A 13817-nucleotide genomic window follows, 5' to 3' on the forward strand; every position below is an offset into this window, starting at 1 on the left:
TGTGTGTGTTGTAATTTATTGCAAAAATAATATTTAAAACTGATTAATACGCCTTTTTCTCACCCTTGATTGCATTTTTTACGGTAAGGTAAATAATCTTCATATCGAGCAGCAACGACCAGCTTTCCATGTAAAAAATATCGTATTTAATTCGGTTAATGATATCTGTATCGTTTTCAATTTCCCCTCGATACCCGTGTGTTTGTGCCATTCCGGTGATTCCAGGTTTAATAAAGTGTCGTGCCTTAAATTTATTAACCTTAACGGCATATTTTTCTGTGAAATTCAACATGTGCGGACGTGGACCAACAACAGACATGGTTCCTACAAAAACATTAAAAAACTGTGGCATTTCATCAATGCTTGTTCTACGGATAAATGCACCAACTTTTGTTATGCGGGGATCGTTCTTTACGGCTTCGTCTATATCTGCATTCTCGTTAACAAACATTGACCGGAATTTGTAACAGTTAAACTCTTCGTAATCTAATCCGTTTCTTTTTTGTTTGAAGAAAATAGGACCTCTAGATTCTAATCTTATTAAAATGGCAATTAACGGAGTTAACCACGACATGATGAAAATGATGACTAATGTTGAAAAAACGATATCGAAAAGTCTTTTTATAAAGTAATTCAACGGATCGTTCAAAGGTGTTGTTCTTGATGCCATTACAGGAATCACACCATAATAATCGACCTTTAAATTGGCAGAAAGCAAGTCTTTTCGTGAAGGCAGAAACTTTAAAAGTTTCAGATTATTATCAACATAATCAATAAAAAAAGAAACCTGATTTGTCGTAGTTTTCTCTAAACTTAAATAAATTTCATCGATATCATTTTCTATACAAAACGAAATAACATCTTCGGGAGAAGTATCTATTAAAGAAAAACTTCCGAATAATTTATATCCGTAATCATCGTTTCCGGTTACAAAATTTATAAAATTAGCAGTTAAATCATCGTGACCAACGATAACTATTCTACGTAAATTTCCTTTGTAATATTTTCTAAAAACTTTAAGTAACCAAAAAATAAGGTACTTTGCTAAAACTATAACAATTGCAGTAGCTAACAGATAAAACCCAACCACATTATACTCTTTTGTTAATGAAAACAATCCGTTTAGGGCAAAGATATTTAAGGCGAATAAAAAGTACTGTTTTATTGTTTTTTGTGCAATTTGAATAAGCTTCGTAAAACGATAAACCTGATAAAATTTAGTAGTGATTGATATTACAATCCACGAAAAGGCAAGGTACAGATAAAAATAAGTTGCCTGAAAACTGTCGGGCAACAACCAAATACCAAAAATTACCAAAACTATTAAGTCAAAAGTTATGGTAATGGGTCTTAAATACTTGGAATATCTACCTATTTTGCGCTGCACTAATAAATGTATTTAGAAAAATCTTTGTGTTCTTCTTTTTGTAATTCTTCTGCCGATAAAGTTTTAAAATAATCGAACGTTTTCTGCAAACCGGTTTTACGGTCGGTTTTTGCTTCCCAATTTAATATTTTTTTTGCTAACGAAGTATCGGGTTGACGTTGCAACGGATCATTTTCCGGCAAGGGTTTGTAAACTATTTTTTGATCAGTTCCGGTTAACTGAATAATTTCTTTTGCAAAATCGTTAATGGTGATTTCATTAGGATTTCCAATGTTTACGGGTAAATGATAATCGCTCATCAACAACCTGAAAATTCCTTCGATCTGATCATCAACATAACAAAAAGAACGCGTTTGGTTTCCATCGCCAAAAATGGTTAAATCTTCGCCACGTAAAGCTTGACCCATAAATGCCGGAATTACGCGACCGTCGTTCAAGCGCATTCTTGGTCCGTATGTGTTGAAAATACGAACGATACGCGTTTCCAAACCGTGAAAATTATGGTATGCCATGGTTAACGATTCCTGAAAACGCTTGGCTTCATCGTAAACTCCGCGCGGTCCAATCGTATTTACGTTTCCGTAATAATATTCGGTTTGCGGATGAATTAACGGGTCGCCATAAACTTCGGATGTTGATGCAATTAAAATTCGAGCATTTTTGGCTTTTGCCAACCCTAAAAGATTATGCGTACCTAACGATCCTACTTTTAATGTCTGTATGGGAATTTTTAAATAATCGATCGGACTTGCTGGCGATGCAAAATGCAGAATGTAATCTAAATTTCCGGGTACGTGAACAAACTTGGTTACATCATGGTGATAAAACTCAAAATGTTCATTTTTAAACAAATGTGCAATGTTTTTTAAATCGCCGGTAATTAAATTATCCATTCCAATAACATAAAAACCTTCGTTTATAAAGCGATCACATAAATGCGAACCCAAAAAACCTGCAGCGCCTGTAATTAATACCCGTTTCATTGTTAAAATGTTTGGTGTAAAATTAACACTTTAAAACTAAAAGTATCTATTATTTTATATGTAAGTTTATAAATTGTAAAATATTCTCATGGAATTTTTTTTCAGAAAACCGCTGTGTTTGTTCGTGTATTTCTTTGTGGTTCCAATTCTTCTTTTCAAATTTTTCAATACACTTATTTAAAGATTCGGCATTTTGCTCTGTAAAAAACAAACCTGTTTTATTTTCGGTAACAGTTTCAATTATTCCACCTTTTTTATAACAAATAACAGGTGTTCCGCAAGATTGTGCTTCAATAGCTGCAATACCAAAACCCTCAACACCCATTTGTATAAAGGCTTTTGCATTTTGAAGATAATCCGACAAAACATCAACATTTTGAAAACCCAAAAATTCAATAGTTGGTGAAGTCGCGAGACTTTTCAAATGTTTTAACTCTTCGCCATCGCCAATTACAATTAATCTCTTTTTATTGATATTAAATGCTTCAATCACTAAATCAAAACGTTTAATAGTTGCCATTCTACCTGCAATTACATAAAAATCTTGCTTAATCTCTTTTAAAGGAAAATCATTCAAATTTACAGGCGGATAAATCACGATTGATTCACGCTTATAATTTATTTTAACCCAGTTCTGCACAAATTTTGAATTACAGATAATAAAATCAGGATTTTGAGCATCGCTATAATCCCACTTTCTAAAAACAGGCAAAATCCATTTTACTAACGGATAGGCTTTTTTGAAATACAAAGGAGCCTCTTGCCAAATATAATTAGAATTGGGAGCCTGAAAATAACTTATATGTATTTGATTTTGATTTGACTTTTTTACACCTTTCGCTACAGAATGAGAGCTAGAAAGGATTAAATCAACATCGTTTGAAATTTTAAGCTGCTTTATTGTTTTAAAAAAAAACGGATATAAAAACCTAAATTTTGAACCGAATTTTTGTAAAAAAGTAGTATTAATTTTTTGTTTGTTTGGGAACATCGTATTTAATTCAGAAGTATTCATGATGTTTACCAAACAATGAATTTCATCGAAATTTACACTCGCTTCCAATGCCTGAATAACTTTTTCAGCACCGCCGTATTTATCCAACCAATCAACTACTAATGCTTTTTTCAACCTTGTTTAATTTAAGAATTACAAAAATAGTATTTAACAACGATATGAACACCACACCTATTTGGCGGTCTAAAAGATTTTCTGTTAAAAAGCTGATGGAAACAACAATTATAAATGTTTGATATAAAACCAACGAATTAGGATAGAAGTAAAATAATGCCAGAACAAATAAGATCAATCCGATAGTTCCGAACTTCAACATCTGATCAAAATACTGATTATGTGTATTGTAGGTTACTTTTGAAAAATCTTCGTAGGATTTATAACTAAATCCATTATAACAATCATTTAGTTTTTCTTGAACCTTATCGGCACCAACTCCTAAAATAAAATGATCTGATATCAGATTGGTAGCACAATGCCAAATACCGTAACGATAATTTACTTCATGCGGTTCCTGATCTTTATGTGGCAAAACCAGATCTTTTTCAACCACTTTCATATATCGTTCCTTCATCGGCGAAAACCAGAAAAAAGCCAAGGCAAATAAAGGCAATGCAATTAAAAGACTCCATTTTACAGTTTGTTTTTTGATCGATTTAAAAACGATAAACAGCAAACCGATTAAATAACAAACCAATGCCATTCGCGCCGAATAAATGTAGGCCGAAAACAATAAAAATACAATTGTAAAAACACTTAATAGATTTATTTTTCTGTTGCAAAACATTTTAAAAGTTAGCCACAAAGCAGCGAAAATTGTCAACAATCCTAAATAAGGTAAGTGTAACGAAGTTGCTTCTGCAAACAAATTCCGGAAAATAGGATGGTAAAAATCGTTTTGCTTCCAAGCGTTGTTCCAGCCAAAACTAAACACTTTAGTCCAACCTAAACAATTCAATACAAAAACAAATATTATATAAACTGATCCGAAAGTTTGTAACAGTTTTTTGGTCACCATGTCTTTGTTCAGAATAAATCCTAAAGGAAAAATAAGAAAAGGCAGACTTTTAGTAATCGATTTTCCTAATTCTTTAAAATTATCTGCAAACGGAAGGTAAAACACATACATTAGGCACAAAAATGCCAATAATAAAAAGGTAAACTTATGTGTTTTTAAAAGCGGAAATGTTTTATTTTTAAACGCATTTATCAATGCTAAAACAAACCAAATCATCATTAAAATAGAGAAATGGTTCAGTTTTAAAATCGGGAAAATCCCTAACGCACAGGTACTAAAATAAAAAACTTTAGCTAAACGCATTCAATTCGGTTTTTAAAACATCAAGATAATTATTTCTTTTAAGATATTCTTGCGCTTTCAAGGTTTTTTCAATAGCTTTTTGCTGATTATTGATGACTGATAAAATCTGATTTTTAAATTCAAAAACATCATCTGCATGAAAATACATATCATGCGTTAACCCGATACCTTCGGCACCAACACTTGTGCTTACCAGTGGAACTCCGTTTATCAACGCATTTACCGATTTTACCTTAACACCGCTGCCGTGAAACATGGGGTTTACAAATACCTTTCCTTTTTGATAATACTGCTTTAAACACGGCGCGTTTACAACAAAATTTACGCGTGGCAAGTAACTGTATTTTTGCTGAATTTCTTTATCTTCTTCTTTTAAAGATCCAACAATGTAGAAATGATAATCAGGAACTTCGGTTATCAGCAAAGGATGAATATTTTTTAAATACCAATCTAAACCAAAAGTATTGTTCTGCATAAAAAGCGATCCCATAAAAACCACATTATTTTCTACTTTTTCGATAGGAACAACAATTTCATCGTTTATAGGAAAAGGCATAAAAACACTCTTATTTAAAAGGTTTACAGCAGATAAATCATCTTTTGAAATAAACCATAATTTATCGGCTTTATCAAAAACCAAGGCAGACAAATGTTTAATTTTAGATGTTTCCAGCTTATAATAAATCTTCTGTATTAAACTGTTTGAGCTTTTGCCCAGCATTTTAAAATAATGACTTTCGATATTATGAACCCGAACCACAATATTTTTATAGCTGATTGTTTTATTAAGAGTAATTGACCAACAAAATTCGCTTTCCAAGATCACTAAATCATAGGTTTGATTTATATCAATTGATGCCAAACCTTTCCGACTTAAAAATTGCAAAGGCAAATTACTGAAAAGCTGCTGCAACTGATTTTTACGGCGTGTAAAGAAAAAATGACGCGTATGTAAAGTAATCTCATCGATTTGTTTCTGCGTAGGATTTACTTTTTCGGTAACCACCAAATCAACTTCGTGCCCTAAAGAAGTAAGCCCTTTTATTCGTTCCCAAACATCGATAGCTCCGCCAAAAATGGGAGGCGAAGGAATAAATCCGCTAACAACAAGTATTTTAAGTAGTTTCTTTGGTTGGTTCGGCATTTTTGTAATAATATTCTTGCACAAAATCTAAAAAGGCTAAAAACAGCCAAACTTCATATTTTATGTGGTAAGTAATGTAAATAATTCCTGCTAATATAATGAATAGCAAAGGAATTCTTAAGAAATATGTTTCTTGTCTTGCAATTTTTGACAGGTTATAATAACGCTGAATGAAAAATTTATAGAAGAAATACAGGTAAACAATTCCGCCAAATATTAAATTATCAAAGAATTCCGATTTGGTTGACAATGCTTTTGTAGTAGATAGGTACGCTTTAATTTCCTGCAGGTTAAATCCGTCAAAAACTCCCGAATTCATTGCAGCTTCAATGGACTGTGGATAGAAATTTACAAAACCGCTGTATCCAACCCCAATATAAGAATGTAAAAAAACATCAATTGCTGCATAAATACTTGTAAAACGTGTTCCGAAAGTTATACTGTTGTTAAACTGATCAAACATTACGTCGCGTAAATTAATTACAGCCACAACAAATAACGCCAGAATAAAACCCGCTAGTATAAAACTAATTCTACGTAAATACTTGTGCTTTTTAATAAACTGAAATGCCAACGGTAAAACGCAGATCATTACTAAAACTAAAAAACCTTTAGATTCACTTACAATTACATAACTAATAAATATTATTACAGATGCTGTTATTGTTAAGGCTCTTTTCCATCGATATAAATTCAACTTATAAAGAAAATAAACAGGGAAAAATGTAAGTAGAATTAAAATTGTACCCGTCCAGCTTTCTTCTAATGTCCATAAACGTACACGCCAATATTTTATTGGATTTGCATGAATGAATGACATAAATGATATTGGTTTCTTTAAAAAATATATTTCAAAAGCCAGCCAAACAATTGTAAATAACTGTAAAAGCAAAAGTGCGTGAAAAACAACATACAGTGGGTTTTTTAACTGCTTTAAAACAACATATATGAATTGATAAAATATAATACCGACTATTGGATAAACCAACATTTTTAAAGTCTTGATAACTAGATTTTCATAGAAAACCTCTAAAGAGCCATTGAGTATTTTTATGAGATACAAACAGGCTATACTTAAAAAAAACAGGTATATTAAATAACTAATCCAATACGAAAGATACTTGCTAAATATAATTTTTTTATGCGAAAGAATATAAATCAACATAAAAGGGGAAAAAAACACAATAGGTGAACGTGCGATTTCTCCAAAATTGTTCATTAACGGAAAATCCTGATAAGTTGCCAGAAACAATATCATTAAAAAAAACAAAATGGGAACTATTTGCTTTTTTATTTCCATAGTGTTAAATAAACTTTATCGGTTTTAAAACTAAAATAAGTTACCAAAATATTCCAAAACAAAACAGTAACAGCATAACTTATCGCTGCGCCAACCATATTAAATTTAGGAATTAAAACTACATTACAAATTATATTTACAAGAACTGCGAAACCCATTATTTTATGAAAAATTTGCTGTTTCCCAGTCATATTCATATACATTGGTACCATTCCGAATAATGAAACGATCATTTGAGTTACAATTAAAATATTGTACGCTGGTAATGCTTCGGTGTAATTTTCGCCAAAAAAACTTAAAAAGAATTTTCCACCTAAAAGCAATATTAATCCTATCACAAAATTTAAGAAAGCGATTGTTTTAGCCGCTTCTTTTAGATTTCTGTTTAATAATTCAAAATCTTTATTCTCATAATTCACCGCAATTTTTGGTGCATAATTTATATTTACACCAACAATAACCATAGATAAAATAGACATTATCTTCATTGCAATAGCATAGTATGCAGTATAATGTAAATTAAAAAACTGTGCTAAAAGAAAAATATCAATAGTCATTAACAAATAAGTATAAAAACTACTTATTGCCATTGGATATGATACTTTAAAAATCTCTTTTGATGTTATTGCCGAGATATGTTCTTTGGAATTTTTATTCATTAAAATCAACAAAACCAAAAAAGAAATTACTGCCAGTAAAATAAAGCCATACAAATACCAATCTAACAAAGTACCTACCTTAACAACTTCAAAAATAATTAAAACGGTTCCTGTAATAATTGGAATATATTTAAAAATGTTTCGAAACCATTCTGAAAGTATAACTTTATTATAAGCTCTGATAGTTTCGGTATTGAGTATTGTTGTTGAATAAAAAGGTAAAATTAAAAGACATTTTTTCAATACATTAAGCAAGTTTTCTTTAATTCCTACTGATATTAAGAACGATTCTGGAATAATAAGACTGACAACGAGGACAGTTACAGAACAAATCCAGATTATTTTCAGCATTTTAAAATAAACTAACCTTAATTCGTTTGTTTGATTTTTAGCTTCTAGTCTTCCTGCAAAATATAAAATAGATTGTTCGGTACCTAAAATTCCAAAGGTTGCAATGGTTAATAAAACAACACGCGCAAATTCGTACGAACCAACGTAAACCTCATCAATGTTTCGTGTCATTAATGTAGATAGTCCAAATAGCGTTGCAACACCTATCATTCTTATGATTAGTGTAAAAAAACTATTTTTTAGCGTTTTGTTATTTAACTGCTTTTTAAAATTCAAAGCCTTTAGCTTTTTGTAGTTGTAAATCTTTTATACTTGTTTTTTAAATTTACATAAATTCCATAGATAAGTACAAAAAGTACAGGTAAATATATAAAAGGTGGTATGGGAAAACCTGTACTTTTATTTACAGTTCTAAAAACATCAAAAACAACTTTATCGCTTTCTAAAAGTTCTGCATCAATAAAGTTTATCTGATCCAATAAATATTCTTTACTCATAAACAGTTTATCCATATCAGAATAATCGTTACTTGTCACTGTTGACCCGCTTGTTGATTCTTTACCAAAACTTTCGAACATTCCATTAAGCTGATCTACCGAACGTTGTAATTGCTCACGTTTAGCAACAAGATTCACTTTTTCAAACTGCATTCGCTTTTTAAAATAATCTGTACTGTTCACTTTATCAAAAAAGTTGTTGATTACCAAATCGGTACTATCCGGTTTTATTTCTGTAAAAAATGTAATTTTATGATAGCGGTAACTTTTTTCTGCTACCTTACTTTTTAAATATTTCTCTATATCAATTCCTCTTTCAGATAAAATTCTGAACGCTTCCATTCGCTGATAATTCGACAAAAGAAAATCAAATGCGTTGTAAACAGGTTCAATATCAACACTGCTTATTCCTGTTAACAAAATACTGTCTAGCGGTGTAGATGCAGCGGCTTTCATAGCACCAAAGTTTTTAACTTTGGAATATAAGTATTCATTACTGTTAAAATTCGCAGCAACAATTACCTCATTTTTAAATTTAGGTTTCGAAGTGAATGTCTGTAGTACCCCTAAAGCCATACCAATTACGATTAACGATAAGGTAATCCATTTGTTTCTGTATAAAAGCTGTATAAAATTGAAAATTCCGCTTAAAAAAGAATCAAAGAAGTTTGAAACTCTACCTGTAAAATTACCTAATTCTACTTCGTTATCTGAATTATGATTTGATAGTTTTTCTTGCATATTAACAGTTAAAAATTTGTTCTAGTATTTTTATGGTTATTAGATATGTTGGTTTTACGCCCGATGCTCCTAAACCACCCGAAGCCAGTGTGCTTCCTGTTTCCAGTGGATTATCTGATGCGTAATAGGCATACCGTACTTTTATGTCTGGGTTGATGCTTTTGCGTATTTTTGATGCCGATTGTATGGCTTTTTGATAATGTGCGCCTTCCATTTCTAACCCAATTACTCGCCAGGTTGAATCGTGAAAGAACTTTAATAAATCTTTGTTTTGTAACGATGTTCCTAAAACAGTAATCATAGATCCGCCAAAAACCGGAATATCGTTTCCTTGGAACATTTCTACGTTTAATTCGTTTTCAAACGGATAATTATCGCCTGTTCCTTCATTAATATGCGCCGTTGGAATCATGATATCGCCTTTTTCGCCTACCAAAATTCCTGCTTTTCCCATTATAGAAACCGATTCTACATTCAAATGAAAATCTTTATTAAATGGTTTCAACAATTCATCGATCGTTTCATAAGCTTGTTCGCCAAAAGCATAATCCATTACAATAAGCACCGGTTTATCTGCTGTATTTTCTGGAACTGCGTATTTACTAAACGGGGTATTGTCGAACTTTATTTTAGCGGTATCAAAAATCTGTACGTCTATATTTGTTCCCGATGTATCCGGCAAAAAAAGCATTCCTTCATTCGTAGCGCGTTCGGCAACCAAAGCACGTAAATCGCTGTTTCCGGTCTTGCTTAATTCTTCAAAAATCTCGGTTTTATCTTTCCCTCGTAATTTCGATTTTAAAACATCCGCAGCAAAAATCGAATTCATTACACTGTGCATGTTCGCGCTGATAATGTGCAACGGACGATCTAACAACTGTAAACGCTGCAATTCGGTTTTTATTTTGGTTGCCCAAATTTCGCCGTAAATATGATGCCCCAGACGTTCACGCAAAATCGGACTAAAAGTAATGGTTCTTTTGTTGTTTTCCAAAACTTCTTCCAAAGCAATTTTTCCAAGCCAGTAAATTACGTGTAAAAAACGATCGGGATTTTCTTCGGTGGCAAATGCGCTGTAAATATCGTTAATTTCGGCGAAGCTTCTGCCTAAAATAATGGTGGTGTGCGATATTGCAATTTCACGTTCTGTCAGCGATAAAGGTTCTTGTGTTAAAACGGCATGTTCGAGTTTTAACCAATCGCGCGAAACATTGTCGTCATCGTCGATTAAAATGCGGTCTTTAATTTTGTGCGATTCCACAAACATAAAGGTTAAATGCGTTAAAACATCATAAATATCTGATCTTCCGCGCGTGATTTCAATGTTCATTTGTTCGTAATCGATACGGTAACAATTACGTCGGCGTTTTGGCGGAACAATCGGTTTAAAGTGTGATTGCGAATAACCTTCGTCTGATGTTAGGTTGATGTATCGGCATTCTTCAATACCAATTGGCAAGCGTTCAATTACATACAACAAACCGCTTAATTCTACTTTTTCATCGGCTATCGATCCGTAAATTTCTGGTCGTAAAAGCAATAAAGCCTCTCGCAATGTTTCGCCCGAAACGCCCATTGGTTTGTAAAAACCGCGGTTAAATAAATGGCGCATGGTAATGTACAAACGTTCTACCGCTGCCGATGATTCTTGTGCCCGTGTTCTTGTTATGTATTTTATTTCTGTCATTCTTTCTAATTTGATAAAATCAACCCGATTGCCGGATCTACTATTTCTCTTGGTGCGTTTGGATTTCTTGGTTGAAACTGATTATTTGGAAACCATTCGCCGTACATGTATCTGAACGATGATGTTTTTTCTACCTTATTGTTCATAACATCAGGCTGATATCGAAAATCTTTAAACAACTGATCTCCTTTTACAAAATTTGCCGGACGAAACTGATTATTTTCGGTCATTAACCATTCAACTGCAACGAAAATTCCGTTTTTAGGAATTTTAATATTGTACTTTAAAACGTTGATTAAATTTTTCTTGGTTCCGCGTTTTACTGTTGTAATTATAGGATCAATCAGTAAATCATCGCTTGGGCAACCGTATTCGTTCATTCGTAAAAAACGAATTTTAATAGTGGCTGCGGCAACTGCGCTTTTGGTGTACACAATTACTTTATCTATGTATTGAACCGATTTTATTTCGGCATCGTTCTCAAAAAACTTTCCATACATATATGGAACATTTCCCGGAGCAAAATACATGTTTTCGAAATGCGCATTGCCAATGGTATGATGGAACGATTTTTCGGGCAGAACCAACAACGCAGGCTGCGGAATTTCGTAAGATTCTAATATAACATTTGTGGTTTTTGATGCTTCTTCTCTAAAGATTTTATGTCCCGATGCGTTAAAAACCAAAGTATCTGTAGCCAACGCCAACGGTATGTAGAACATGCCTAAAGAATCGGTTGTGGTGCCGTCGCTTCCATCTAAAACCCAAATATTTGTGAGCGGTAAAGGTTTGCTTTCGGTATTCACCACCTTTCCGCTAATCTGTGCAAAAACACATATTGGAGTTATTAATAAAAGAAACAGCAACTTTTTCATACGCTATTTTAGTTCATGAATAAAATCGGCAATTTTACGATCGTTCGCCAAACGCGGCAATTTATTTTGCCCGCCCAATTTTCCTTGCGATTTCATATATTCGTTAAAACCACCAACAGGAACTTTGGTAATTACTAAAGTACGCAAAACATTGCCAACAATTAAATCATCATAATAAACATTTTGATTTCTTAACGCAGCATCGATTTTCAGTGCGAAATCTTCCAAATTGGTCGGCTCTTTTTCAAATTCTACCAACCATTCGTGATAAGGCAATCCGTTGTCGGGATTAATTTGTGGCGCAACCGTAAATTCGGTAACCATAGCATCACTTTCAGTCAAAGCTTGTTGCATTGCTTCTTCAACTTCTTTACCAATCACGTGCTCGCCAAAAGCCGAAATGTAATGCTTAATGCGACCGGTTACAATAATTCTGTATGGTTTTATCGACGTAAACATAACGGTATCGCCAATATTGTACGCCCATAAACCCGCATTTGTACTAATAATTATTACATAATTAACGTTTAAAGCTACTTCGCCTATTGTGTATCGTTTAGGATTTTCGGTATAAAATTCATCGGCTTTTATAAACTCGTAAAAAATACCGGCGTTTAAAAGCAGCAACATTCCTTTTGCTTTTTGAGAATCCTGATAAGCAAAAAATCCTTCGGATGCCGGATACAGTTCGATACTATCTACTTTTCTGCCAATTAGCTGCTCAAACTTTTTGCGGTAAGGTTCGTAATTCACTCCACCATAAATAAACAGATTGAAATTTTTAAACAGATCGCCTATTTTCTGTCCCGAAACCTGAATTAATCGATCAAAATACATCTGTACCCAAGAAGGAATTCCTGAAATAACCGACATATTTTCATCTTTTGTTTCCTGCACAATAGCATCAACTTTTGTTTCCCAATCATCGATACAATTAGTTTCCCAACTTGGCAAACGGTTTTTTTGCAGATATTTAGGAACATAATGTGCTGCAATACCCGATAATCTGCCAACTTTTACTCCGTTTTTCTCCGTCATTTCAGGACTTCCTTGTAAAAAGATCATTTTACCATCGACAAAATCGGCGTTGCCTGTTTCTTGAATGTAAAACAAAATGGCATTTCGCGCACCTTGAACGTGATAAGGCATTGATTCTTTTGTAATAGGGATATATTTTGCACCCGATGTAGTACCCGACGTTTTTGCAAAATACAATGGTTTACCTTTCCATAAAATATCTTTTTCACCTGCAACCACTTTATCAACATACGGTTTTAAAGCCTCGTAATCGCGCACGGGAACGTATTTTACAAAATCAGCATGCGATTTTATTGCCAAAAACAAATGATCTTTACCAAACTGCGTTTGCTTTGCCTGTTGAATTAACGAATAAAACAAATTTTGCTGCGTTACAACGGGTTTAATCATCCATTTTTGCTGCTGCATTACAACAACATTGGCGAATATTTTTGCAAAAAACGACTTTAAAGACATACTTTAGATTTAATTATACAAAAATCGAACATCTAATTTTAATAAAATAACAAAGCACCAAAAAGTTTAATTATTTTAATATTAACACTTTCTACTGTTAAAAATTACAAAATAAAAAAATAAGATAGCTTTAAAATGTTATATCTTTGCTTGATATTTTATAATTAAATATAATGAATTCTATAGTAGTATTTTTAGGAATGCCAAGTGCATGGGGTATAATTTTGATTCTTGCCGTGATTTTGCTGATGTTTGGTGGTAAGAAAATTCCTGAATTAATGCGCGGATTAGGCTCTGGCATTAAAGAGTTTAAAGATGCTACGAAAGATGATGAAAACAAAGATCAATCTAAAAAATAAATAAAAT

General features: G+C 32.6%; 12 protein-coding genes. 1 reads left to right on the plus strand and 11 read right to left on the minus strand.

Going from position 1 to position 13817, the window contains the following annotated elements; all coding sequences use genetic code 11:
- Positions 1-43: 43 nt before the first annotated feature.
- The 11 genes from F0460_RS10600 to F0460_RS10650 form a co-directional block, all read right to left on the minus strand.
- Positions 44-1387, minus strand: a complete 1344-nt coding sequence (locus tag F0460_RS10600; RefSeq protein WP_150013015.1) for an exopolysaccharide biosynthesis polyprenyl glycosylphosphotransferase — start codon at positions 1385-1387, stop codon at positions 44-46.
- Positions 1387-2370, minus strand: coding sequence for a UDP-glucuronic acid decarboxylase family protein (locus tag F0460_RS10605; protein ID WP_150013017.1), 984 nt, complete (start codon positions 2368-2370; stop codon positions 1387-1389). Before F0460_RS10605 ends, F0460_RS10600 begins: the two co-directional genes overlap by 1 nt.
- Before the next feature lie 49 nt (positions 2371-2419).
- Positions 2420-3499, minus strand: coding sequence for a glycosyltransferase (locus tag F0460_RS10610; protein WP_150013019.1), 1080 nt, complete (start codon positions 3497-3499; stop codon positions 2420-2422).
- Positions 3477-4703 (minus strand): O-antigen ligase family protein, encoded by a 1227-nt coding sequence (locus F0460_RS10615; RefSeq protein ID WP_150013020.1) that lies wholly within the window; start codon positions 4701-4703, stop codon positions 3477-3479. The genes F0460_RS10610 and F0460_RS10615 overlap by 23 nt, the downstream gene beginning before the upstream one ends.
- Positions 4690-5847 carry a glycosyltransferase gene (locus tag F0460_RS10620; RefSeq protein WP_150013022.1) on the minus strand — a complete coding sequence of 386 codons (1158 nt, stop codon included), beginning with the start codon at positions 5845-5847 and terminating at the stop codon, positions 4690-4692. Before F0460_RS10620 ends, F0460_RS10615 begins: the two co-directional genes overlap by 14 nt.
- Positions 5819-6667 (minus strand): O-antigen ligase family protein, encoded by an 849-nt coding sequence (locus F0460_RS10625; protein WP_150013024.1) that lies wholly within the window; start codon positions 6665-6667, stop codon positions 5819-5821. The genes F0460_RS10620 and F0460_RS10625 overlap by 29 nt, the downstream gene beginning before the upstream one ends.
- Before the next feature lie 470 nt (positions 6668-7137).
- Positions 7138-8328, minus strand: a complete 1191-nt coding sequence (locus tag F0460_RS10630; RefSeq protein WP_190304137.1) for an MATE family efflux transporter — start codon at positions 8326-8328, stop codon at positions 7138-7140.
- A gap of 110 nt (positions 8329-8438) precedes the next feature.
- Entirely contained in the window at positions 8439-9395 is a 957-nt protein-coding gene (locus tag F0460_RS10635; RefSeq protein WP_150013028.1) for a hypothetical protein, read from the minus strand.
- Between the two features lies 1 nt (position 9396).
- Positions 9397-11082, minus strand: a complete 1686-nt coding sequence (locus F0460_RS10640) for a DUF6909 family protein (protein WP_150013030.1) — start codon at positions 11080-11082, stop codon at positions 9397-9399.
- 5 nt (positions 11083-11087) lie between these two features.
- Positions 11088-11957 carry a peptidase associated/transthyretin-like domain-containing protein gene (locus F0460_RS10645; RefSeq protein ID WP_150013032.1) on the minus strand — a complete coding sequence of 290 codons (870 nt, stop codon included), beginning with the start codon at positions 11955-11957 and terminating at the stop codon, positions 11088-11090.
- 3 nt (positions 11958-11960) lie between these two features.
- Positions 11961-13451: a GH3 family domain-containing protein gene (locus F0460_RS10650; RefSeq protein ID WP_150013034.1), complete on the minus strand. Its 1491-nt coding sequence runs from the start codon at positions 13449-13451 to the stop codon at positions 11961-11963.
- A 173-nt stretch (positions 13452-13624) separates the two neighbouring features.
- Between F0460_RS10650 and tatA the strand changes: the two genes are divergently transcribed.
- Positions 13625-13810, plus strand: coding sequence for a twin-arginine translocase TatA/TatE family subunit (gene tatA / locus F0460_RS10655; RefSeq protein WP_150013036.1), 186 nt, complete (start codon positions 13625-13627; stop codon positions 13808-13810).
- Positions 13811-13817 lie beyond the last annotated feature (7 nt).

Source organism: Paenimyroides baculatum (assembly GCF_008629655.1).
Classification (GTDB): domain Bacteria; phylum Bacteroidota; class Bacteroidia; order Flavobacteriales; family Flavobacteriaceae; genus Flavobacterium; species Flavobacterium baculatum.